The following is a 22,833-nucleotide window of genomic DNA, read 5'->3' as shown; positions in this document are numbered from 1 at the left end:
GCCAGGCGAGCCCCCCTGGGCCGGGGCTTCAGGAAATACTGCCGGGGTGCCCATGGCCAGGCGCAGCCGCTCGGCGAAGCTCTCGTGCAGCAGCGGGCCCCAGGCGTAGTCGCTGGGCACCCGCACGGCCTGCCCGAGCACCTCGTGGGCCTCGGCGGGCCCCAGGTCGCCGGGGCCGTCGGCGTAGCGGACCGCCAGCAGCGCGTACATGTGGTCCAGCGCGCCGAACGCCTCGCCGGTCAGGGCGGGCAGCGTGCCGTCGGCGGCGGCCTGCTCCAGCACCGGCTCCCACCACAGGTCGGCGGGGTCGTCCTCGTCGCCGCCGAAGTCGCGCCGCAGCCGCGCCCGGACCTGCCCGGCGACGCCCGGGTCGGCCAGCCCGCGCCGCCACACCTCGTGCGCCTCGGCGCCCCTCCCCCGCAGCGGCAGGGTGCGGGCGAGCAGCTCGGTGGCCAGCGGGCCGACCTCGGCGTCGGCGGGCTCGCCCGGCTCGCCGAGCGCCGCGCCGAACGCGCCGATCGCCTGGTCGAGGTAGGCGATGCCGAGCGCGACCGCCAGCCGCGCGTAGGCGTAGGGAGCGCCGTCCCGGTCGATCAGGCGCAGCCCGGCGGTCAGCACGCGCAGGGCGCGGGCGGGCTCGCCGCGCTCCAGCAGGCGTTGCGCGAGGTCGTGGGCGGCGGGCGGCCCGTACTCGGCGTCGCCGGTGGCCACCACCTGCTCCCAGTGCTCGCGGGCGGCCTCGAAGTCGCCCGCGTCGTCGGCGATGCGGGCCAGCGCCAGGTGCGCCGGGGGCAGGTAGGCGGCGTTGCCGAAGTCCACGACCTCGCGCCAGGCGGGCGCGGCCCGGTCGTCCTCCCCGACGCGCTCGTGGGTGAGGGCCAGGTGGTAGGCCGCGCGCGGGCCGTACTCGGGGTCGCGGGTGGCGATGGCGATCCGGTCGGCCTCGCGGGCCCGGTCCACCTCGCCGGCGTCGTCCAGGACGACGGCCAGTCCGAGCGCGGCCCGCGCCCGGTAGGGGGTGTCGCCGAGCGCGAGCACCCGCCCGAACAGGGCGGCGGCGCGGCCCGGCTCGCCGTGTTCGGCCAGCAGCCGGGCCTGCTCGCACAACTGGGACGGGTCGTCGGCCGGGGCCGGGTCAGGCGTGTCGCTCATGCTGCCCTCTGGGGGTTCGGGGTTCGCCCCGAGCCTAGCGATCCGGCCCCGCCCCGTCCCGCGCCGACACACCGCGCCCCGCCGCCCAAGATCGTCTACGGCGCCAGCACCACCTTGCCGCGCACCCGGCCCGCCTCCGCCTCACGATGCACCGCCGCCGCCTCGGCCAGCGGCCGCACCGCAGCCTCGACCCGGACGGCCCCGGCGTCCACCAGCGCGACCAGCTCCGCGAGCTGGGCGGCGTCGTTGCGGGCGACGAAGTGCGCGGTCTCCACCGGGCTCCCCGGCGGTACCGCGACCGGCCCGGTGATCGACACCAGCCTGCCGCCGGGACGCACCAGCTCGAGCGGACCGGACGCGTCCCCCGGCACCAGGTGCAGGACCAGGTCGACCGGGCCCGCCTCCGACAGCGGGGCGCGCGTGTAGTCCACGATCTCGTCCGCGCCATAGTTCCGTACCGCCCGCGCGCTGCGCGGGCTCGCCGTCGCGACGACCCGCGCCCCGGCGTGCCGGGCCAGCTGGACGGCGAACATCCCCACTCCCCCGCCCGCGCCGTTCACCAGCACGCGCATGCCCGCCTCCACGCGGCCATGCTCGAACAGCGCCTGCCAGGCGGTCAGCCCGGCGACCGGGATCGCCGCCGCCTCGGCCAGCGGCACCGACACGGGCGCGGCGGCCAGATCCGCCGCGGCGGCGACGGCGTACTCGGCCGCCGCCCCGCCTCGGTCCAGCCGCCCGATCACCCGGTCGCCGGGCACGAACCCGGTCGCCCCCTCGCCCACCGTCTCGACCGTCCCCGAGACGTCGGCCCCGATGACGAACGGCGGCTCGACGGGCAGCACCTCGCGCAGCAGACCCGACCGCAGCCCGATGTCGGAGGGGTTGAAGGACGTCCCCGCGACGCGGATCAGCACCTCCCCCGGGCCGGGCACGGGACGCGGTGCCGTGCCGTACTCGATGGCGGACGGACCGCCGAACTCGTTCACCAGGGCTGCTCGCATCACGGCCACGTCCTTTACAAAGTAGATCTGTTGACCGCCTCCAGTCTCCGCCCCGGCCGGCGGCTTCACCATGCGTGACCGTCTCGGTTTTCTGCGTGCGCGTCTCACCGGCCCGCCCGCCCCGTTAGGGTCCGGGGAATGGACGTGCTCAGTGACGTGATCGCGGTGATGCGCACCGGTGAGCCGCGGTCGGCGCGGGTGGCCTGGCACGCGCCGTGGGGCCAGCGGTTCCGGGCCGTCCCGGGCGCGGCGGGCTTCCAGGTGGTGCTGCGCGGCTCGTGCTGGCTGCTGCCCGAGAACGGCGCGCCGATCGCGCTGAGCGTCGGCGACGTGGTGTTCTTCCCGCGCGGCGCGGCGCACGCCCTGGTGGACCACCCCGCCACTCCCCTGACCGCCGAGGACTGCGGCCCGTCGGACGGCGGCGCGCGGTACGCCGCACCCGCCGACGGCCCCGGCACGCCGACCGCCGTGACGCTCTGCGGGGCCTACCAGCTCGACCCGCGCCGCGCGCACCCGCTGCTGGCGAGCCTGCCGGAGGTCGTGCACCTGCCCGCGCAGGTCGGGCGGCAGAGCGAGATCCGCGCCGCGGTGGAGCTGCTCGGCGGCGAGCTGACCGACCCGCGGCCCGGCGTCGACGCGGTGGTGCCCGCGCTGCTGGACACGCTGCTGCTGTACGTGCTGCGCGCCTGGTTCACCGACGCCACCGCGCACGCCCCGCAGGCGGGCTGGGCGGCGGCGCTGGCCGACCCCCGGATCACCGCCGCGCTGGACGCCCTGCACCGCGCCCCCGGCCGCGCCTGGACGATCACCGAGCTGGGCGCGCTGGCCCAGATGTCGCGCGCGGCGTTCGCGCGCCGGTTCACCGCGCTGGTGGGCCGCCCGCCGCTGGCCTACCTGACCTGGTGGCGGATGGCGACGGCGGCGCGGATGCTCCGGGAAGGCGACGACCCGCTCGGCCGGGTGGCCGAGCGGGTCGGTTACGGGTCGGAGTTCGCCTTCGCCGCCGCGTTCAAGCGCGAGTACGGGACCGCGCCCGGACGCTACCGGCGGGAGCAGCGGGGCGAGGTCCCGGCCGCCCGGTCCCCCGCCGCTCAGTCCTCGAACGCCTCCGGCGGCGGGCAGGAGCACACCAGGTTGCGGTCGCCGTAGGCCTGGTCGATGCGGCGCACCGGCGGCCAGTACTTGCCCTCCCGCAGCGCGGGCAGCGGGTAGGCGGCCTCCTCGCGGGTGTAGGGGCGCTTCCAGTCGTCGGTCAGCAGCGCCGCCGCGGTGTGCGGGGCGTTCTTCAGCGGGTTGTCCTCGCGGTCGTACCCGCCGTCGGCGACGCGCTGGATCTCCCGGCGGATCTCCACCATCGCGGCCACGAAGCGGTCCAGCTCGGCCAGGTCCTCGCTCTCGGTGGGCTCGATCATCAGGGTTCCCGCCACCGGGAACGACAGGGTGGGCGCGTGGAAGCCGTAGTCGATCAGCCGCTTGGCCACGTCCTCGGCGGTGATGCCGGTCTCCTTGGTGATCTTGCGGAGGTCGGCGATGCACTCGTGCGCCACCAGCCCGTTGCGGCCGGTGTAGAGGATCGGGTAGTGCGGGGCCAGCCGGGCGGCCAGGTAGTTCGCGCCGATGATCGCGCCCTCGGTGGCGGCGCGCAGGCCGTCGGGACCCATCATCGCGATGTAGGCCCACGAGATCGGCAGGATGCCCGCCGAGCCCCACGGCGCGGCCGAGATCGGGCCGACGCCCGTGTCCTGCGGACCGGCCTCCGCGCGCAGCGGGTGGCTCGGCAGGAACGGCGCCAGGTGCTCGCGCACCCCGACCGGGCCGACGCCGGGGCCGCCGCCGCCGTGCGGGATGCAGAAGGTCTTGTGCAGGTTCAGGTGGGAGACGTCGGAGCCGAACTCGCCGGGCCGGGCCAGCCCGACCAGCGCGTTGAGGTTCGCGCCGTCCACGTAGACCTGGCCGCCCGCGGCGTGCACGGCCTCGCAGACCTCGGTGATGGTCTCCTCGAACACCCCGTGCGTGGACGGGTAGGTCACCATGATCGCCGACAGCGCGGCGCCGTGCTTGTCGATCTTGGCGTGCAGGTCGGGGAGGTCGACGTTGCCCGCCTCGTCGCACTTGACGACCACGACCTTCATCCCGGCCATCACCGCGCTCGCGGCGTTGGTGCCGTGCGCCGACGACGGGATCAGGCACACGTTGCGGTGCTCCTCGCCCCGCGAGGCGTGGTAGCCGCGGATCGCCAGCAGCCCGGCCAGCTCGCCCTGCGACCCGGCGTTCGGCTGCACCGACACCCGGGCGTAGCCGGTGATCTCGGCGAGCGCCGACTCCAGCTCGCCGATCAGCTCCACGTACCCCTGCGCCTGCTCGATCGGCGCGAACGGGTGGATTTCGGCGAACTCCGGCCAGGTGATGGGCTCCATCTCGGTGGTCGCGTTCAGCTTCATGGTGCAGGAGCCGAGCGGGATCATCGAGCGGTCCAGCGCGATGTCCTTGTCCTGGAGCCTGCGCAGGTACCGCAACATGGCGGTCTCGGAGCGGTGCTGGTGGAACACCGGGTGGCTCAGGTAGGGGCTCTCGCGGCGCAACGACTCGGGGAAGGCGTCGCCGACGCCGCCCGGCGCGGCGTCCTCGACGCCGAAGGCGGCCAGCACGGCGGCGACGTGCTCGGGCAGCGTGGTCTCGTCGCAGGCGATCGCGACGCGGTCGGCCCCGTCCGGGCGCAGGTTGATCCCGCGCTCGCGGGCGGCCTCGACGACCTCGGCGGCGCGGCCGGGCACCCGGGCCAGCACGGTGTCGAAGAACGAGCCGTGCACGACCTCCACGCCCCCGGCGCGCAGGCCCGCGGCCAGCTCGGCGGCGCGCGCGTGGGTGCGCTGGGCGATCGCGGCCAGGCCCTCGGGGCCGTGGTAGACCGCGTACATGCTGGCCATCACGGCCAGCAGCACCTGGGCGGTGCAGATGTTGCTGGTGGCCTTCTCGCGGCGGATGTGCTGCTCGCGGGTCTGGAGGGCCAGCCGGTAGGCGGTCGCGCCGTCGGCGTCCACCGACACGCCGACCAGGCGGCCGGGCAGCTGGCGCTGGATGCCCTCGCCGACGGCCATGTACCCGGCGTGCGGGCCGCCGAAGCCGTAGGGGACGCCGAAGCGCTGGGAGGAGCCGACGACGATGTCGGCGCCGGACTCGCCGGGCGGCCGCAGCAGCGTCAGCGCCAGCAGGTCGGCGGCGACCACGACCTGCGCGCCGCGCTCGTGGGCCTGCTCGGCGACCGGGGCCAGGTCGCGGACCGCGCCGGAGGCACCGGGGTACTGGAGCAGTACGCCGAAGAAGTCGCCCTCGGGCAGCCCGCCGGACAGGTCGGCGACCACGACCTCGATGCCCAGCGGGACGGCGCGGGTGCGCACGACGTCGACGGTCTGCGGGAGCGCGTCGGCGTCCACCAGGAAGGTGCCGGGCTCCTTGCGGCGCGACACGCGGTGCGCCAGCGTCATCGCCTCGGCGGCGGCGGTGCCCTCGTCGAGCATGGAGGCGTTGGCGACCGGCAGGCCGGTCAGGTCGGCCACCACGGTCTGGAAGTTCAGCAGCGCCTCCAGGCGGCCCTGCGAGATCTCCGGCTGGTAGGGGGTGTAGGCGGTGTACCAGCCCGGGTTCTCCAGCACGTTGCGCAGCACCACGCCCGGGGTGATCGTGCCGAAGTAGCCCAGCCCGATCATGGAGGTGTACACGCTGTTCTTGTCGGCCAGCTCGCGCAGCCGCGCCAGCGCGGCGGTCTCGCTGAGGGCGGGCGGCAGCTCCAGCGGGCGCCCGGTGCGGATCGTGGCGGGCACCGCGTCGTCGATCAGGGCCTCGGCCCCGGAGTAGCCGATCGCGGCCAGCATGCGGGCCTGGTCGTCGGCCGACGGCCCGACGTGCCGGTCGGCGAACGTCGTCCGGGCGTGCTGCGGCGCCGCCACGGGGGCGAAGAACTGGGCGGTCATGGGGAGAGCCTCCTGGGCTGCTGCGGTCGCTCAGGGCCACCATCGGCCCCTTGGCGGGCCGTTGGCCGGTCTCCCCCTCTGTCATCGGCACCTGAGAGCTTCACCCGCGGCGGTGCGGGGTTTCCCCTTCGGTGAGCCGGTCCGCCCCTCGGGGCGCGCGCGGCTGCTTTCCAGAGGTGCCTCACCCGAGCGGTCCTTTTGCCTGAGAGGTTCCGGGGAGGTTGCCCCTTCGGCGTCCCACGCTGGCTGCGCGGGATCTCTCCCGCCCAGGGTCGACGGCGTTTCTCCCCGAACTCTATCCAATGCGGCGCCCCTCGATCGTTCTCCGGGGCCCGGCAAGTACCATAACCACAGTTCACCGGCCCGGGGGAAGGCCGGCGGGCCGGAGCGTGAGGGCGAGGGGGCCAAAGGGTGGGGCACGGGTGCGGCTCGGTCGGCGAGCGGCCTCGACGCGGCGCGGCCCGTTCTGGGACGCTGATCGCGCAGCCCTGTCCAGACGGCGGTACAACGTGACCCAGACCCACGACGAGCCGGTGACGCCCCGGGACCGCGCCGAACCGGCGGTCCCGCACGCCACGGTGGACGAGCCCGCCCGGCCCGAGCGCATCCGCCGCCCGGTCGACGCGATCCGCTTCGCGACCTCGGTCGCCGGGCTCGGCGCGGTGCTGCTGCTGGTGACCATCGCCCAGCAGACCACCCACGGCCTGAACACCGACATCGCCGAGACCACCGCGCACGCCCCGCACTTCCTGCTGACGCTGGCGACCCTCGCCTCCAGCTTCGGGGTGCTGGCGGTGCCGGTGGCGTTCTCGGTGGAGCGCCTGGTCCACAAGGACGGCATGCGGGTGGCGATCGCGCTGCTGGCGGCCACCATCGCGTTCGCGATCACCGTGCTGCTGGACGGCTGGGAGCTGCCCGCCGCGCCGGGCGGCGTGCTGGACTCGCTGATCTGGGGCGGCAGCGACACCGCCCCGGTGCACACCGACATCACCCCGGTGATCGCGTTCGTCACCGCCGTCGGCATGGCGGGCCGCACCCGCTGGCAGGCCGCCACCTGGACCATGATCGGGCTGGCCGCGCTGACCGGCCTCACCGCCGCCTACGCCTCGGTCGCGGCGCTGGCCGCCACCTACTTCCTGGGCCGCGCCATCGGCCACGGCACCCTGTACGCGGTCGGCACGCCCAACCCGCGCCCGCCCGGCAGCGCGGTCATGGCGGCGCTGGGACGGCTCGGGCTGCGGCCCTCGCACGCCGCGCGGCTGCCCGACGCCGCCGACGAGCCGCGCCGCTACGACGTCGCCACCACCGGCGGGGAGGGCGCCTCCCCCACCGACGGCTCCGGCCTCGCGCTGCCGCGCGGCGACTGGCAGCTCCAGGTCAAGGTCCTGGACCGCGACCTGATGACCGCCGGGCTGGTCTACCGGATGTGGCGGCTGGTGCGATTGCGCGGCCGCGCCCCCTGGCGGGCGGTGCGGTCGCTCCGCCGGTCGCTGGAGCAGGAGTCGCTGGCCTCCTACGCGGTGACGGCGGCGGGCGCCCGCACGCCCCGGCTGGTGGCCACCGCCGAGGTCGGCACCGAGGCGGCGCTGCTGGCCTACGAGCACGTGCCGGGGCGGCTGCTGTCCCAGGTCGCCGACGAGGAGATCACCGACGCGCTGCTCACCGACATCTGGCGGCAGTCGCGCCGCCTCCAGGCGGCCCGCATCGCGCACCGGCGGCTGGAGGGCGAGGCCATCCTGGTCGCCGCCCCCGGCACGCCCGGCGCCCGCGCCCACCTGGTGGACCTGCGCGCCGGGGAGATCGCCGCCGGTGACCTGGTGCTGCGGCTGGACCTGGCGCAGCTGCTGACCACGCTGGCGCTGCGGGTCGGCCCCGAGCGGGCGGTGCGCACCGCCGCCGACGTGCTGGGCGAGGCGGCGCTGGCCCCGGTGGTGCCGCTGCTGCAACGGGTGGCGCTGTCGCGCGGCACCCGGGGCGCGGTCAAGCACGACAAGGACCTGCTGACCCGCATCCGCGAGCAGATCGTGCGGCTGGAGCCGGAGTCGGAGGCCCCGCCGATCCGGCTGGAGCGCTTCCGGCCCCGCACGATCGTGTCGATCGTGGCCCTCACGATCGCCGCCTACATCGTCATCCCGCAGTTCAGCAGCGTCGACATCGTCCACCTGGTGGCGACCGCCAAGTGGTGGTGGGCGGTGGTGGGGCTCGCCGCCGCCGCGCTGACGTTCCTGGCGGCGGCGTGGATGTTGCTGGGCTTCGTGCCCGAGCGGCTGCCGCTGTGGCGCACCGTCCTGGTGCAGCTCGCGGCCTCGTTCGTGAAGCTGGTGGCCCCGGCGGCGGTGACCGGCGTGGCGCTGAACACCCGCTACCTCCAGCGCTCGGGGGTGCGGCCGGGCCCGGCGGTGGCCAGTGTCGGCGCCTCCCAGCTGATGGGCATGGTCACCCACATCCTGCTGCTGATCCTGTTCGGGTTCCTCACCGGCTCGGCCTCCAACGCCACCAAGGACCTCGCGCCCTCGCGCACGGTCGTCATCGTGCTGCTGTCGCTGGCGGTGGCCGCCGCGGTCGCGCTGGCGGTCCCCCGGGTGCGGCGCACCGTCACCGCGCGGCTGCGCAGCATGTTCTCCGGCGTGCTGCCGCGGCTGGTGGACGTGCTCCAGACGCCCCGCAAGATGATCACCGGGATGGGCGGCACGCTGCTGCTCACCGTGGGCTTCGTGGTGTGCCTGGACGCCTCGATCCGCGCGTTCGGCGGCGAGCTGCCCTGGACGGCGGTGGTGGTGGTGTTCCTGACCGCCAACGCGGTCGGCTCGGCCGCGCCCACCCCCGGCGGCCTGGGCGCGGTGGAGGCGTCGCTGACGCTGGCGCTGACGATCTCGGGGCTGCCGGCCGACACCGCCGCCTCGGCGGTGCTGCTGTTCCGGCTGCTGACGTTCTGGCTGCCGGTGCTGCCGGGCTGGGCCGCCTTCGCCTATCTCCAGCGCAAGGAGGCCATCTGAGGGCCGTCCAGGGACGTTCGCGGGCCGGTCAGGGGCGCGCCGGGCGGGACGGGGCCGGGCCGGAAAAGGGCGCGGTTCAGCCCGTCCTACGGGTGCGGCGGCGGTGGGCCAGTTCGTCGTGGGGGTGCACGGTAGGGTCCACGGCCTCATCGGTGGCGGTGCGCTCGCCGGGCAGCTCCGCCAGGCTGCCCTCGACCTCCTGCCAGACGCGGCCCAGCGCGATGCCGAACACGCCCTGGCCGCCCTGGAGCAGGTCCACGACCTCGTCGGCGGAGGTGCACTCGTAGACGCTCACGCCGTCGCTCATCAGGGTGATGCGGGCGAGGTCGCGGACGCCGCGGTCCTGGAGGTGGGTGACGGCGGTGCGGATCTGCTGGAGCGAGACGCCGGTGTCCAGCAGCCGCTTGACGACCTTCAGCACCAGGATGTCGCGGAAGCTGTACAGCCGCTGGCTGCCCGAGCCGTGCGCGGCGCGGACGCTGGGGGTCACCAGCCCGGTGCGCGCCCAGTAGTCGAGCTGGCGGTAGGTGATCCCCGCCGCGGCGCACGCCGTGGGCCCCCGGTAGCCGACGTCCTCGGCCGGCGCCGACACCTCGGTGTCGAAGAGCAGGCCCTGCTCGCCCGCGTGCTGGGACGCCACGTGCCTGTCGGGGGTCGCCTTGCCCTCGCCGCTGCTCACCGCCACGCGGACCTCCGGCTTCTATCAGCCCGCGGTGTTCCGTCAAGGGGGTTTGACGAATTACACCACGGGTGTTCCACCAGCACGGTAGGTGCCGGTCAGGGTGTGGTCAACGTTCGTCGTCGGCGCGTCGCATGCCCGAACGAACCGGCTTCACATGGGCAAACTGCGCACCTTCGCTCGCACTGAACTCCTACCCCGCCCGCCACCCGCGGGAAACGGCCTGATCACGGGCAATGCACGAGCCCGCACAGCACGACATAACCCTGCAAAGCCGACATACGGGTCGAGCAAGGGCGGCCGGTCAGCCCGCGCGGCCGAAGTCCTCGGGGGTGATGGTGTCGAGGAACTCGCGGAACTTCTCCACCTCGTCCTCCTGCTCGTCGGGGATGGCGACCCCCGCCTCCTCCAGCACGTCCTCGCCCGCGAAGATCGTCGCGCCGGTGCGCAGCGCCAGCGCGATCGAGTCCGACGGGCGGGCGCTCACCTCCACGCCGTTGGAGAACACCAGGTCGGCGAAGAAGATGCCGTCGCGCAGCGCGGTGATGTTCACGGTGCGCAGCTGCACGCCGAGGGCGTCCAGCACGTCGCGGAACAGGTCGTGGGTGAGCGGCCGCGCGGGCAGCACCCCCTGCTGGGCGAAGGCGATCGCGGTCGCTTCGACCGCCCCGATCCAGATGGGCAGGTAACGATCGCCGTCGATCTCCTTCAACAGGACGATCGGCTGATTGGAGGGCATCTCGACCCGGACGCCGACGACCTCCATCTGCTTCACTGCGGCTCCCTGCTGGTCCTCGACGTCTCGATCACCACGTGCCCGGATCGACTCCTGACCGAACCCTGTAGCCAACGTACACCCCGAGTCGCGGGGCGCGGTCCGCCGACGGCCCGGCAAATGCCCGCGGGCCCTTCCCGGTCAGGGGTCCAGGCTTTCCCGCAGGCCCGCCGCGACCAGCGCCGCGTGCAGCCGGACCGCGAGGTCGGCGATGCGGCCGGCGGTGTCGGCGGCCTCCTGGTGGGCGCCGGGGCTGCGCCGGCGCAGCTGCGGGGCGACCACCTGCTCGATCAGGCCCACCTGCCGGTCGGCGGCGGCCTTGACGGCCCGCAGGTGCCGGGCCTCGAAGCCGAACTCGCCGAGGGCGGCGACGGTGCGGGCGATGGTGAGCGCCTCGCCGTCGTAGTGGCCGCCGGTGCGCGCGATGAGGCCGTAGTCCTCCAGCTGCGCCAGCAGGCCCTCGTCGATGCCCGCGCCGTCGGCGAGCTGGCGGCGGGTGAGGCGGACGGCCGAGCCCGGCGCGGCGCTGTCGGCCGCCACCAGCGTGCGGGGGGCGGGGACGCGCGGCAGGGCCTCCGCGTCGCCCGCGGCGTGGGCGCCGGGCGCCGGGTGGGCTGAGTGGGCCGTGTGGGACGCGCCATGGGTGGTGCCGCCGGGGCGGCCGGCGGTGAGATTCCCCACGCCGCCGGGCGCGCCCGCGGGGCCGCCGGGACGGCCGTGCTGCGCGCCGTCGGGGCGGCGGGCGCCGAGCGGCGGGACGGGCTCGCCCCGGTCGGCGGCCTGCAGGTGCTGGCGGATCACCCGCAGCGGCAGGTAGTGGTCGCGCTGGGCGGTCAGGACGAACCGCAGCCGGTCGACGTCGGCGTCGGCGAACTTGCGGTACCCCGAGGGGCTGCGCTGCGGCGTGACCAGCCCCTCCGCCTCCAGGAAGCGGATCTTGGAGATGGTGACGTCCGGGAAGTCGGCGCGCAGCAGCCCCAGCACGTCCCCGATGGTCATCAGGGCGCGGGCCGGCTGTGCGGTCACGATCCCTCCCTCGTCGCCGCGTCGTCGTCGGTGCGGGCCCCCGGCCGGCGCGCCCGCCGGCGCCCGGCCGGCGGGCCGCCGGGCCGTCAGCCGTGCTGCGGGTTGGTGAGGAAGACCAGCCGGAACTTGCCGATCTGGACCTCGTCGCCGCCCGACAGGCCCGCCTGGTCGATCCGCTGCCGGTTCACGTAGGTGCCGTTCAGGCTGCCCACGTCGCGCACCGAGAAGGTGCCGCCCTGGCGGGCGAACTCGGCGTGCCGGCGGGAGACGGTGACGTCGTCCAGGAAGATGTCGCTCTCGGGGTGGCGGCCCGCGGAGGTGCGGTCCTTGTCGAGCAGGAAGCGGCTGCCCGCGTTGGGTCCCCGCTTGACCACCAGCAGCGCGGTGCCCGGCGGCAGCGCCTCCACCGCGACCTGGTCGGCGCCCAGCTCGCCGGTCTCCGCCGCCTGGTCGCCGTCGAGGGCCTCGAAGCCCCCGATGGAGATGGTGGAGGTGGACTCGCCCGGCGACTCCTTGTAGGGGGGCTGCTGGGGCGAGGCGGCGGCGTTGCGCGTCAGCGGAGAGCCGCAGTTGGAGCAGAAGCGGGCATCATCCGGGTTGGCGTGACCGCACTGCGTGCAGTAGACGCTCGGCATCGATCGGCTCGGCCTCCTACGATCGGCGTGCCGCCCGCGCCCGCCCGTACGGACGGCCGCCTGCGCCACGCGCATCCTTCTACCAACCCACGCCGGGGTACCCGCCCCCCGGCCACGGTCCGGTTCCCGCCTTGTCAACACGACGGTCGCCGCAACTTACGCGGGTAGTGCCCGAGGGGTCAACCAGCGGCGGGGAGCCGGTCGTCGGCCCCACGCTACCTTCGACAATGATCGCAGGTCTACGCCGCCGCGCGGAACGGGCGCGGCCGCCCCGTTCGGCGTCCCGCGCTGCTCCCCGGCGGCGCCGGTCGATCCCCTCACCTCGACCGTACCGTGTCCACGGTGATCCGCGAACGCGGGGTGATCACGATCCCGGCGCCCGCGTCGTGCAGGGTGCGCACCACGCCGCCGGGGATGTTGAGGGCGGTGGTCATGGTGTGCGGGTCGCCGATGGCCAGGAACCGGTAGGGCGGGGCGAGCGCCCGGCCGTCGGCGGTCACGCCCCCGGGGGCGTCCAGGAAGTAGGTGCCGGTCCCGGCGCGCAGGTCGTTGACCTGGATCACCTCGGCGCCGGCGTCGCGCAGCTCCTGGAGGGTGTCCAGCAGGTTGACCGAGCGCACCGCGCGGCGCGGGTCGCTGATCTGGATCTCGACGCCGGGGCCCTCGGCGGGCAGGGTCCCGGCCAGCAGCCCGTAGGTGGTGGCGCGCTCGCGGGCCTCCTCCAGGGCCGTCTCGCCCTGCACGTCGCGCTCCAGGCCCGCCTTGGTGCCCTCCAGGTCGCGCAGGTCGCCGCGCAGCCGCTCCGAGCGCTGGGACAGGTCCGACAGGATGCCGACCAGCTCGTCCTGGCGGGCGGTGGCGAAGGTGGTGTCGCGCTGGGTGGACTTGACCTGCGCGACCACGGCGAACCCCACCAGCAGGCACAGCAGGCCGCCGACGAGCTGTCCCCAGGTGGTGCGGGGGCGCAGCAGGTCGAGCAGCCCGGACGCGCCAGCGGCCTTCTCAGGGGCGTCCTCGGCCGTGCCGGGGGCGGCGGGGGCGGTCTCCTCGGCGGTTTCCGGAGTGGTCTCCGGGGCGGCGTCCGGGGGCGCGGCCGGTTCCTCGCGCGCGCTCACGCGCCGAACAACTTCCGCCGGATGGCCGCCGCGTTGGAGAAGATGCGGATGCCGAGGACCACCACCACGCCGGTGGACAGCTGGGAGCCGACGCCGAGCTGGTCGCCCAGGAAGACGATCAGCGCGGCGATGATCGTGTTGCTGAGGAACGAGACGACGAACACCTTCTCGTCGAACACCCCCTCCAGCCGGGCGCGCACGCCGCCGAACATCGCGTCCAGCGCGGCCACGATGGCGATCGGCAGGTACGGCTGGAGCCACAGCGGCACGGTGGGCTCCAGCAGCAGCCCCAGCACGACGCCGACCACCAGGCCGATCAACGCGATCACCGTCGGTCCTCCCCTTCCCCGGCCGTCCCCCGGCTCACCGTCTGCGTCCCTGCTGCGCCGGCGGCCCGTCGGGCGGCGGCGCGGTGCGCGCCGGGCGGGCGTGCCGCAGCCGGGGCGACCCGGCGGCGGGCAGCCGCGCCTCCCCGGTCCGCCGCCGGTCGTAGCGCATCCCGAAGCGGTCCTTCAGCGCGCCCAGCCGCCGGTCGGCGGCCGACCCGGAGAAGGCGTCGGCCAGCCGGTCCGGGTCGCCGAGCGCGGTGACCGTGTAGGGCGAGGTCAGCGGCCGGTAGTCCACCAGGATCGCCTCCCCGGCGGTGCGCACCGCCGTGGTGGGCGTGAGCCGCAGGCCGTTGATCGCGATGGCGGTGGCCCCGGCCGCCCACAGCCCGTTCACCAGGACCTGGAGGTCCTGATCATAGACCCGGCCCTCGTCGGCGCGGGCCCCGGCGCGGGCGTCGTCGCCGGGCTCGCGCGGGGCGTCGTCCAGGGTCACCACCAGGCCCGGCCCGGCGGCGGGGGCGGCGGCCACGGCGGCGGCCTCGGCGGCCAGCTCGCGGCGGGCCTGCTCGCCCTCGTTGCTGCGCGCCAGCGCCGCCGCGCGCAGCCGCTCGGTGTCGGCGCGCAGGTCCTGCACGCGGCGCTCCAGGGCGTCGCTCTCGGTGGTGCGAGTGCGGATCTCCCCGATGAGGCGCGAGCGCTGCTCGGCGGCGACCGGCTCGCTGCGCCGCACCTCGGCGCCCGCCGCCGCGACCAGGATCCCGGCCAGGACCAGCACCGCCAGCACGCCGGTGCCGCGCAGCCGGGACGGGCGCGCGGGCGTCCCGGCGGCGGCGCGGCGGGCGGCGGCCTCGGCGTAGCCGGGGTCGAGGAGCCTCCCCGCGAACAGGTCGGCCAGCAGCGACATGGACGCGTCGGGGCGCCAGCCGGGCGGCCGGTCCGGTGCGGGCCCCGGCTCGGGGGGCCGTCGTCGCGCGATCACGGCCCCATCATGGCAAGGCCCGCCAAATCGTGCTGGTCAGGCCGTACCGGTCGGGCGATCAGGTGCCCGCGCGCTCGACGACGGCGGCCCACTCCGCCAGCAGGGCCTGCGCGGTGTCGGCGTCGGGGCCCTCGGCCCACAGGTGGGTGACGGGTTCGGCGGGGTCGGGCAGCACCAGCACCCAGCGGCCGTCGTCCTCCACGACCCGCACGCCGTCGGTGGTGTCGAGGGTGCGGTTCCCGGCGGCCTCCACGACGGTGCGCATCACCCCGCCCTTGGCGGCCCACGGCGTCGGCACCGAGCGGCGCAGCAGGTGCGCCTCGGGGATGCGCCGGTCGATCTGCGACAGCGTGAGCCGGGTGCGCGCGACCAGGCCGACCAGCCGCACGAACGCGGCGATGCCGTCCACGGTGGTGGTGAACTCCGGCATCAGGAACCCGCCCCGGCCGTCCCCGGCGAAGATCACCCCGGGCCGGGCGGCGGCCTTGGTCAGCACGTCCTGGGCGGTGGAGGTCCACTCCACCTCCACGCCGTGGAAGCGGCAGACCTGCTCGGCGACGCGGGTGGTGGTGACCGGCAGCGCGACCCGGCCGCCGCCGCGCTCGGCGGCCACCAGGTCCAGCATCACCAGCAGCGCCCGGTCGTCGCTGATCAGCTCGCCGTTCTCGTCGACCAGCGAGATGCGCTCGCCGACGGGGTCGAAGCGCACGCCGAAGGCCGCGCGCGAGGACGACACCAGCTCGCCGAGCCGTTGCAGGTCGCGCATCCGCTCGGCGAGGGTCTCGGTGGGATTGGCCTCGTCCAGGGCGTTGTTGCGGGTCAGCACCTCGACGCCGACGCGGCCGAGCAGCATCGGCAGCACCAGCGCGGCGGTGCCGCCCGCGCTGTCCAGCACGATCTTCAGCCCGGCCTCGCGGACGCCGCTGATGTCGACCCGGTCCAGCAGGTCGCGGGTGTAGGTCTCCACGATCCGCGCGGGGTAGGTCAGCTCGGCGATCTCGCCGGGGAAGGCGCGCCGGTACTCCTGGCGGCCGAAGACGCGCTCCAGCTTGCGCTGCGCGCCCGGCGACAGGTCGGCGCCGCCCTCGTCCAGGAACACGATGTCCACGCCCTGCGGGTCGCCGAGCGTGGTGCGGATGTAGATGCCGCCCGCGCAGTCCTCGCGGCCGGTCTGGAAGCGCGCCACCGGCAGCGAGGTGGCCTCCAGGTCGCGCACGTTGATGGCGCTGGCGGTCAGCGCGCTGATCACCGCGCGTTTGAGGGTGCGGGCGGCGCGGGAGGCGTCCCGCCCGGTGATCACCGTGCAGCCCTTCTTGAGGGTGGTGGCGTAGGCGCTGGCCAGCCGCACCGCCAGCTCCGGGGTGATCTCCACGTTGACCAGGCCGGACACCCCGCGCGGCCCGAACAGGTTGCGCTGGCCGCGCGACTCCCAGATGACGCTGGTGTTGACGACCGCGCCCGCCTCGATGGTCTTGAACGGGTAGACCTTGACGCCGCTGGAGACGTACGCCTCGGCCTCGATGACGCACTCGTCGCCGACGACCGCGCCCTCCTCCACCCGCGCCCCGGCCATGACATCGGTGTTCTTGCCGACGACGCAGCCGCGCAGGTTGGTGGAGGGGGCCACGAAAACGTTGTCGTGCACCACCGCGCGGTGCAGGAAGGCGCCCTCCTTGACCACCACGTTGCTGCCGAGCACGGTGAACTCGCGCAGCTCGACCCCGGCCTCCACCTTGGCGTAGTCGCCGACGTAGAGCGGGCCCTTCAGCACGGCCTCGGCGTCCACCTCGGCGCCCTCGGCGATCCACACGCCCGGGGAGACCTCGAAGCCGTCCATCTCCACGTCCACCAGGCCCGACAACATGTCGGCCTGGGCCTTCAGGTAGGACTCGTGGGTGCCGACGTCCTCCCAGTAGCAGTCGGCGACGTACCCGTACAGCGGCGCGCCCTCGGCCAGCAGCTTGGGGAACACGTCGGCCGACCAGTCCACCGACTCGCCGGCCGCCACGTGGTCCAGGACCTCGGGCTCCATGACGTAGATGCCGGTGTTGACGGTGTCGGAGAACACCTGGCCCCAGGTGGGCTTCTCCAGGAAGCGCTGGACGCGCCCCTGCTCGTCCACGATGATGATCCCGAACTCCAGCGGGTTGGGCACCCGCTTGAGCCCGATGGTGACCAGCGCGCCGTTCTCCTCGTGGAAGCGCACCATGTCGGTCAGGTCGATGTCGGTGAGCGCGTCCCCGGAGATCACCAGGAAGCGGTCGTCGCGCAGCGCGTCGGCGGCGTTCTTGACGCTGCCGGCGGTGCCCAGGGGCACCTCCTCGGTGGCGTAGCTCAGCGACATGCCGAGCTCCTCGCCGTCGCCGAAGTAGTTGCGGATCAGCGCCGCCAGGAACTGGACGGTGACCACGGTCTCGTCCAGGCCGTGCCGCTTGAGCAGCCGCAGCACGTGTTCCATGATCGGCCGGTTGATCAGGGGGAGCAGGGGCTTGGGCTGGTTGGCGGTCATCGGACGCAGCCGCGTCCCCTCGCCTCCCGCCATCACGACGGCCTTCATCGGGGGGTCTGCGCTCCCTTCTGGTCACCGGTCCCGGGGTCGGGACCGGGGCCCGGACGGGGGTCCGGGCCTGCAACGGGATCAGATGCGGGGTCAGGTTCCGGATCGGGTGCGGGGTCGGTCGCGGGCAGGGGCTCGGGATCGGGATCGGGATCGGGGTCCGGGGCCGCGCGCTCGGCGCGTTCGGCCAGGACCAGCCGCCGGGTCTGCTCCCAGTACAGGAGCGCCGCCCACCAGTACAGGGCGGTGCCCCAGATCGCGAACGACCACCCGACGACCTTGGCGCCGGTGGCCGCGGCCCCGTCGTGGTCGCCGATCAGCAGCAGCGGGAAGGAGTAGAGCAGGCACATGGTGGCGGCCTTGCCGATGAAGTGCACCGGCAGCGTGCCCTGGTAGCCCAGCCGCCGCATGATCGGCACGATCGGCGTGATCGCGACCTCCCGGCCCACCAGCAGCACCACCAGCCAGACCGGGATGATGTCGCGGGCCGCCAGGCCGACCAGCGTGGCCAGGATGTAGAGCCGGTCGGCCGCCGGGTCCAGCACCACCCCCAGGCGGCTGGTCTGGTTCAGCGCGCGCGCCAGCTTGCCGTCCAGCCAGTCCGACAGCCCGGCGAACACCAGGACGCCGAGCGCCCAGCCGTCGTGTTCGGCCAGGACCAGCCACAGGAACAGCGGCACGCCCAGCAGCCGCGCGAAGCTCAGCAGGTTCGGCACCGTCCAGACGCGGGCGGTCGCCGACTCCGGCGCCTTGTCGATCTCAGCACTCACCGACGTGCTCGCCTCCCTGTCCCCCAATGATCCTGACCCTACCGTCAAGGTTCGGAAAGCCCCCGATAGCGTCCGGTCATGCGATGGACCCTGCACGGCGAGCGGTCGCTCTACGCCAGCCCCTGGATGGACCTGCGGCTCGCCGACGTGGAACTGCCCGACGGGCGCCGCTTCGACCACCATCTGCTGCGGGTGCGGCCGGCGGCCGGGGTGATCGCGCTGGACGGCGCGGGCCGCGCGCTGCTGCTGTGGCGGCACCGTTTCATCACCGACCGGTGGGGCTGGGAGATGCCCGGCGGGCGGGTCGAGGACGGCGAGGACCCGGCGGAGGCGGCGGCGCGCGAGCTGCTGGAGGAGACGGGGTACCGGGCCGGGCCGCTGTCACCGCTGCTGGCCGTGCGGCCGTCGCCGGGCGTCCATGATGGCGTTCATCACATCTTCCGCGCCGAGGGGGCCGAGCGGGTCGGCGAGCCGACCGACCTGACGGAGGCCGAGCGCGTGGAGTGGGTGGCGCTGGAGCGGGTCCCGGAGCTGGCCGCGCGGGGCGAGATCGGTTCGGGGTCCACGCTGGCGGGGCTGCTCTACCTGCTCTCGCGGGGCGACGGGACGGCCTGAGGGGCGTCTGAGCCGACCGGCGGGCCGTCCGGTTCCAGCGGCAGGACGGCGGTGACGGTGAACCCGCCGTCCGGGCCGGGGGCGGCGTGCACGGTCCCGCCGACGCTGCGGGCCCGTTCGGTCATGCCGAGGACGCCGAAGCCCCCTGTGGCGCTTCCGATGGGACCGCGGCCGTCATCGGCCACGGTGACGGTGAGGTCGCCGCCGTCGCGGGTCAGGCGGATCTCGGCGTGGGCGGCCCCGGCGTGCTTGAGGACGTTGGTGAGCGCCTCCTGCACGATGCGGTACGCCACCACGCCCACCTCGGGCGCGGGCCGCGCGCCGTCCAGGTCGTCGGTCAGGGCGACCCGCAGGCCCGCCGCGCGGGCGGCGGCGGCCAGGTCGGACAGGCCCGCCAGGCCGGGCGGCGGGGTGAGCGGGGCGTCCTGCGCGTCGGCGCTGCGCAGCAGTTGCAGGGTGGCGCGCAACTCCTGGCGGGCGTCGCGGCAAGTGGCGGCGATGGTGTTGAGGGTTCCGGCCAGCTCCGCGCGGTCCAGCGGGCGGTCGCCGCCGACCGCGTGGGCGGCGGCCCCGGCCTGCACGCCGATGACGGTGATGCTGTGGGCGAGCAGGTCGTGCAGGTCGCGGGCGATGCGCAGGCGCTCCTCCACCACCAGGCGGCGGGCCTCCTGGCGGGCATGCTCGGCGCGGTCGCGTTCGGCGCGCTCGGCGCGGTCCAGAGCGGCGGCGACGCGGGCGCGGTGGGCGCGCCAGAGCTGCGCGACCAGGACGGCGGCGACGACCGCCTCCATCATCGCGACCTGCTCGATGGCGGGACGGCCGCCCAGGTAGACCGCGCAGCCCACGGCGGCGGCGGCCAGCGCCGTCATGATCCCGACCAGGACGGTGCGGGCGCGCCGCCCCAGCACGGCGTAGGTGAACAGCGCGACCAGCTCGCCGGGCACCGCCGCGTGGTGCTGGTACTGGTAGACGTGGAAGCACAGGGCGCTCAGCAGGGTGACGGCCAGGACCGGGCCGGGCAGGCGGCGGCGCAGCGCGAGCGGCGCGTAGACGCCGACCAGCAGCGCCGCGCCGCGCGCGTCCAGGGGGCGCACCATCGTCCACGAGGCGGCCAGCGCCAGTGCCCCGGCCAGCAGGGCGGCGGCCAGCGCGGCGTCGCCCGCCCATGATCGCTTCAGCACCCGCCCATCCTCCCCCACCGGCCGGGCGCACGCATCAGGACACCGCGCACGCAACTCCACAAACCGCCCATACCATGGGACGATCCGTGTCCGGCTTGGAGGCCACAGTGACGAACCCGGTTCCCAAGGCGGAACTCCACCTGCACATCGAGGGCACCCTGGAGCCCGAGCTGACCCTCGCGCTGGCCGGGCGCAACGGCGTCGAGCTGCCCTACGCGAACGCCGAGGAGCTGCGCGCCGCCTACGCGTTCGAGGACCTCCAGTCGTTCCTGGACCTGTACTACGCGCTGATGGCGGTGCTGCGCACCGAGCAGGACTTCGCCGACCTGGCCGACGCCTACCTCGCGCGGGCGGCCGCGCAGGGCGTCCGGCACGCCGAGATCTTCTTCGACCCGCAGGCGCACACCGCGCGCGGCGTCGAGCTGGCCACCGTCCTGGACGGCCTGGGGCGCGCCCTGGCCGCCGCGCCCGAGCGGCACGGCATCACCACCCGGCTGATCATGTGCTTCCTGCGCGACGAGCCGGTGGAGTCGGCGCGCGCGACCTTCGAGGCCGCCCGCCCGTGGTTCGGCTCGTTGATCACGGCGGTGGGCCTGGACTCGGCCGAGGTGGGCCACCCGCCCGCGAAGTTCCGCGAGGTGTACGACCTGGCGCGGGAGGCCGGGCTGCGCCTGGTCGCGCACGCGGGCGAGGAGGGGCCGCCGGAGTACGTGTGGGAGGCGCTGGACGTGCTGGGCGTGGAGCGCGTCGACCACGGCATCCGCAGCATGGAGGACCCGGCGCTGGTCGAGCGGCTGGCGCGCGAGCAGGTGCCGCTGACGGTGTGCCCGTTCTCCAACGTGCGGCTGCGCTGCGTGAAGACGCTGGCCGAGCACCCGCTCCCCCGGATGCTGGAGGCGGGGCTGCTGGTGACGGTCAACTCCGACGACCCGTCCTACTTCGGCGGCTACGTGGACGACAACTTCCGGGGCCTGCGCGAGGAACTGGGGCTGGGCGAGGAGGAGCTGCGGCGGCTGGCGGCCAACTCCTTCCGCGCCTCGTTCCTGCCCGAGCGGGAGCGCGAGGCCCACCTGAAGGCCGTCGAGGCGCACCGCTTCGCCTGACCCTTATGCGCTGACCCTTTACGCAATGCGCGCGCCTTCGTGACCTTGCGTCCGGGACCGCCGGGTATGCCCGCTGCGGTAACGGGGGTGGGAGATGCCGAAGGCGCCGGTCGTCCCGTCCGGGCTGCTGCTGGCGGCGCTGGCGTTCACGGCCGGGACCGTCGACGGGCTGAGCGTCCTGGGCCTGGACCGGGTGTTCACCGCCAACATGACCGGCAACGTCGTGCTGCTGGGGGTGTCGGCGGGGCGCGGGCTGGGCGCCGACACCCTGCGCTCGGCGACGGCGCTGGCGGGGTTCGCCGCCGGGACCGTCGCCGGTCACGCGCTCGCCGGGCCACGGCCGGGCTGGGGGCGGCGCACCCGCGCGGCGCTGGGCGCCGAGCTGGCGCTGCTGGCGGCGTTCGCGCTGCTGTGGGACGCGCACGCGCCCAGGCTCGCGGTGATCGCGGTCGCGGGCGCGGCGATGGGCCTGCAGGGCGGCGTGGTGAACCGCGTCGGCGTCTCCGGCGTCTCCGCCACCTACGTGACGGGCACCCTCGCCGCGTTCCTGGGGCAGGTCAGCGAGCTGACGCGCCCCGACGCGAGCGCCGCGCGGCGCTTCGGCGTCGTGCTCGCCATGGCGGGGGGCGCGGTGACGGCCGCGCTGGCGCTGCGCTGGGACGCGGCGGCGGCCCCGTGGATCGCGGTCGCCGTCGTGCTGGCCGCGCTGCCTGCGACGAAGGGAGCCAGGACGTGAAAGCCGTCATCTACGAGGACGTGCGGCGGGTCGCGGTGCGGGACGTGCCCGACGCCGCGCTGGAGGAGCCGACCGACGTGGTCGTGCGCGTCACCTCCAGCGCGATCTGCGGCACCGACCTGCACATGTACGACGGGCGCACCGGGGCCGAGCCGGGCATGGTGCTGGGCCACGAGCCGGTCGGCGTGGTGGCCGAGGTCGGCCGGGGCGTGGAGACGGTGAAGCCGGGCGACCGTGTGGTGATCCCGACGCACCTGTACTGCGGGGTCTGCGTGAACTGCGCGCGGGGCTATTCGGCGGCGTGCATGCGGGTGCGGTCGGGCGGGTTCGGCGCGGCGTACGGGTATGCGGGGATGGGGACCTACCGGGGCGCGCAGGCGGAACTGCTGCGGGTGCCGTACGCGGACGCCAACTGCATCCCGCTGCCGGGCGAGGCGGGCGACGACCGGGAGGACGACTTCCTCATGCTCGCCGACGCGTTCGTGACCGGCTGGCACGCGACCGAGCTGGCGCAGGTGCGGGCCGCCGACACCGTCGCGGTGTTCGGCGCGGGCACGATCGGGCTGCTGGCGGCCTACAGCGCGCTGCTGCGCGGCGCGGCCGAGGTGTACGTGATCGACCTGGTGCCCGAGCGGCTCGCCAAGGCCGAGGAGATCGGCGCGATACCGATCGACCTGCGCAAGGAGGACCCGGTGGACGCCGTCAAGTCGCGGCGGCGGCCCCCCAGCGGCGAGAAGGGCCTCGACGGGGTGCAGGTCGGCATCGACGCGGTGGGGTTCCAGGCCCGCGACCGCGCCGACACCTCCCGCGAGAACCCGCGCCAGGTGATCAGCGACCTGGCGGAACTCGTGAACCCGACCGGTCGCCTGGGGATCGCGGGCGTGTACGCCGACAAGGACCTGCACCCCGCCACCGAGGGCGGGCACGCGGACGGGTCGCTGACGGTGCCGTGGGCGACGCTGTTCAGCAAGGGCGTGCGGATGGGGTTCGGCCGCACCCACGACCGGCGCTACACGGTGCCGCTGCGGGACCTGATCATCTCGGGGCGGGCGCGGCCGGGCTTCGTGGTGACCGACCACGCCCCGCTGGCCGACGCGCCCGGCCTGTACGACGCCTTCGACCGGCGCGCGGACGGCGTCGTCAAGGCGGTGCTGCGCCCCGCGTGATCTTCCTGACCGGCCATCAGATAGGAAGTCCTCGTATCGCACGAGAG

19 protein-coding genes and 1 riboswitch are annotated in these 22,833 nt (G+C 75.0%); of the genes, 6 read left to right on the top strand and 13 right to left on the bottom strand.

What is annotated here, in order from left to right:
* Together AH6_RS01210 and AH6_RS01205 are read right to left on the bottom strand one after the other, a co-directional pair.
* On the bottom strand, nt 1-1,152 hold a 1,152-nt coding region (locus AH6_RS01210), incomplete at its 3' end, for a tetratricopeptide repeat protein (protein ID WP_067471925.1).
* A 95-nt stretch (nt 1,153-1,247) separates the two neighbouring features.
* Nucleotides 1,248-2,153 (bottom strand): NADP-dependent oxidoreductase, encoded by a 906-nt coding sequence (locus tag AH6_RS01205; RefSeq protein ID WP_067471923.1) that lies wholly within the window; start codon nt 2,151-2,153, stop codon nt 1,248-1,250.
* 138 nt (nt 2,154-2,291) lie between these two features.
* Between AH6_RS01205 and AH6_RS01200 the strand changes: the two genes are divergently transcribed.
* Nucleotides 2,292-3,302 carry an AraC family transcriptional regulator gene (locus AH6_RS01200; protein WP_067471919.1) on the top strand — a complete coding sequence of 337 codons (1,011 nt, stop codon included), beginning with the start codon at nt 2,292-2,294 and terminating at the stop codon, nt 3,300-3,302.
* On the opposite strand, the gene gcvP is transcribed toward AH6_RS01200, so the two are convergent.
* Entirely contained in the window at nt 3,245-6,124 is a 2,880-nt protein-coding gene (gene gcvP / locus AH6_RS01195) for an aminomethyl-transferring glycine dehydrogenase (protein ID WP_067471915.1), read from the bottom strand. The genes AH6_RS01200 and gcvP overlap by 58 nt on opposite strands.
* 180 nt (nt 6,125-6,304) lie before the next feature.
* Nucleotides 6,305-6,399, bottom strand: a riboswitch (glycine riboswitch).
* A gap of 234 nt (nt 6,400-6,633) precedes the next feature.
* Here gcvP and AH6_RS01190 point away from each other — a divergent pair.
* Entirely contained in the window at nt 6,634-9,120 is a 2,487-nt protein-coding gene (locus tag AH6_RS01190) for a lysylphosphatidylglycerol synthase transmembrane domain-containing protein (RefSeq protein WP_245679108.1), read from the top strand.
* 76 nt (nt 9,121-9,196) lie between these two features.
* On the opposite strand, the gene AH6_RS01185 is transcribed toward AH6_RS01190, so the two are convergent.
* From AH6_RS01185 to clsA, 9 genes are all read right to left on the bottom strand, one after another.
* The gene (locus AH6_RS01185; RefSeq protein WP_067471912.1) at nt 9,197-9,805 is read right to left on the bottom strand and encodes a MerR family transcriptional regulator; all 609 of its coding nucleotides are present in this window, start codon (nt 9,803-9,805) and stop codon (nt 9,197-9,199) included.
* A 298-nt stretch (nt 9,806-10,103) separates the two neighbouring features.
* Nucleotides 10,104-10,574 (bottom strand): bifunctional nuclease family protein, encoded by a 471-nt coding sequence (locus AH6_RS01180; RefSeq protein ID WP_067471909.1) that lies wholly within the window; start codon nt 10,572-10,574, stop codon nt 10,104-10,106.
* Nucleotides 10,575-10,715: 141 nt separating this feature from the next.
* Nucleotides 10,716-11,600 carry a transcriptional regulator FtsR gene (gene ftsR, locus AH6_RS01175; protein WP_218005669.1) on the bottom strand — a complete coding sequence of 295 codons (885 nt, stop codon included), beginning with the start codon at nt 11,598-11,600 and terminating at the stop codon, nt 10,716-10,718.
* An 86-nt stretch (nt 11,601-11,686) separates the two neighbouring features.
* Nucleotides 11,687-12,235 carry an FHA domain-containing protein gene (locus AH6_RS01170; protein WP_067471906.1) on the bottom strand — a complete coding sequence of 183 codons (549 nt, stop codon included), beginning with the start codon at nt 12,233-12,235 and terminating at the stop codon, nt 11,687-11,689.
* A gap of 317 nt (nt 12,236-12,552) precedes the next feature.
* Nucleotides 12,553-13,350, bottom strand: coding sequence for a DUF881 domain-containing protein (locus AH6_RS01165; protein ID WP_067471903.1), 798 nt, complete (start codon nt 13,348-13,350; stop codon nt 12,553-12,555).
* Nucleotides 13,347-13,679 carry a small basic family protein gene (locus AH6_RS01160; RefSeq protein WP_067471900.1) on the bottom strand — a complete coding sequence of 111 codons (333 nt, stop codon included), beginning with the start codon at nt 13,677-13,679 and terminating at the stop codon, nt 13,347-13,349. Before AH6_RS01160 ends, AH6_RS01165 begins: the two co-directional genes overlap by 4 nt.
* Before the next feature lie 34 nt (nt 13,680-13,713).
* Nucleotides 13,714-14,658 carry a DUF881 domain-containing protein gene (locus AH6_RS01155; protein ID WP_083982093.1) on the bottom strand — a complete coding sequence of 315 codons (945 nt, stop codon included), beginning with the start codon at nt 14,656-14,658 and terminating at the stop codon, nt 13,714-13,716.
* A gap of 58 nt (nt 14,659-14,716) precedes the next feature.
* Entirely contained in the window at nt 14,717-17,215 is a 2,499-nt protein-coding gene (locus tag AH6_RS01150; protein WP_067471897.1) for a mannose-1-phosphate guanyltransferase, read from the bottom strand.
* A complete protein-coding gene (clsA, locus tag AH6_RS01145) occupies nt 17,212-17,985 on the bottom strand; it encodes a cardiolipin synthase ClsA (RefSeq protein WP_067471894.1) in 774 nt (257 codons plus the stop codon). Before clsA ends, AH6_RS01150 begins: the two co-directional genes overlap by 4 nt.
* 78 nt (nt 17,986-18,063) lie before the next feature.
* On the opposite strand from clsA, the gene AH6_RS01140 reads away from it, so the two are divergent.
* On the top strand, nt 18,064-18,600 hold the full coding sequence (locus AH6_RS01140; protein ID WP_067471891.1) for an NUDIX hydrolase: 537 nt from the start codon (nt 18,064-18,066) through the stop codon (nt 18,598-18,600).
* Here AH6_RS01140 and AH6_RS01135 read toward each other — a convergent pair.
* Nucleotides 18,567-19,781, bottom strand: coding sequence for a sensor histidine kinase (locus tag AH6_RS01135; RefSeq protein WP_067471888.1), 1,215 nt, complete (start codon nt 19,779-19,781; stop codon nt 18,567-18,569). The genes AH6_RS01140 and AH6_RS01135 overlap by 34 nt on opposite strands.
* Before the next feature lie 107 nt (nt 19,782-19,888).
* Here AH6_RS01135 and AH6_RS01130 point away from each other — a divergent pair, with 107 nt between their 5' ends.
* The 3 genes from AH6_RS01130 (at nt 19,889) to AH6_RS01120 (ending at nt 22,786) form a co-directional block, all read left to right on the top strand.
* The gene (locus AH6_RS01130) at nt 19,889-20,884 is read left to right on the top strand and encodes an adenosine deaminase (RefSeq protein WP_245679107.1); all 996 of its coding nucleotides are present in this window, start codon (nt 19,889-19,891) and stop codon (nt 20,882-20,884) included.
* A 94-nt stretch (nt 20,885-20,978) separates the two neighbouring features.
* Nucleotides 20,979-21,620: a YoaK family protein gene (locus tag AH6_RS01125; RefSeq protein WP_067471882.1), complete on the top strand. Its 642-nt coding sequence runs from the start codon at nt 20,979-20,981 to the stop codon at nt 21,618-21,620.
* Entirely contained in the window at nt 21,617-22,786 is a 1,170-nt protein-coding gene (locus AH6_RS01120; protein ID WP_067471879.1) for a glutathione-independent formaldehyde dehydrogenase, read from the top strand. The genes AH6_RS01125 and AH6_RS01120 overlap by 4 nt, the downstream gene beginning before the upstream one ends.
* The last annotated feature ends 47 nt before the right edge of the window (nt 22,787-22,833 follow it).

Origin of the sequence: Actinomadura hibisca NBRC 15177 (assembly GCF_001552635.1) — a bacterium.
GTDB classification, from domain to species: domain Bacteria; phylum Actinomycetota; class Actinomycetes; order Streptosporangiales; family Streptosporangiaceae; genus Spirillospora; species Spirillospora hibisca.
This window is presented reverse-complemented; position numbering and strand designations above follow the sequence as displayed.

Excerpts from the sequence above, each read along its gene's own strand:
- AH6_RS01205 (WP_067471923.1), bottom strand. The coding sequence starts at position 2,153 with ATGCGAGCAGCCCTGGTGAACGAGTTCGGCGGTCCGTCCGCCATCGAG.
- AH6_RS01200 (WP_067471919.1), top strand. The coding sequence starts at position 2,292 with ATGGACGTGCTCAGTGACGTGATCGCGGTGATGCGCACCGGTGAGCCG.
- gcvP (WP_067471915.1), bottom strand. The coding sequence starts at position 6,124 with ATGACCGCCCAGTTCTTCGCCCCCGTGGCGGCGCCGCAGCACGCCCGG.
- AH6_RS01170 (WP_067471906.1), bottom strand. The coding sequence starts at position 12,235 with ATGCCGAGCGTCTACTGCACGCAGTGCGGTCACGCCAACCCGGATGAT.
- AH6_RS01150 (WP_067471897.1), bottom strand. The coding sequence starts at position 17,215 with ATGAAGGCCGTCGTGATGGCGGGAGGCGAGGGGACGCGGCTGCGTCCG.
- AH6_RS01140 (WP_067471891.1), top strand. The coding sequence starts at position 18,064 with ATGCGATGGACCCTGCACGGCGAGCGGTCGCTCTACGCCAGCCCCTGG.
- AH6_RS01125 (WP_067471882.1), top strand. The coding sequence starts at position 20,979 with ATGCCGAAGGCGCCGGTCGTCCCGTCCGGGCTGCTGCTGGCGGCGCTG.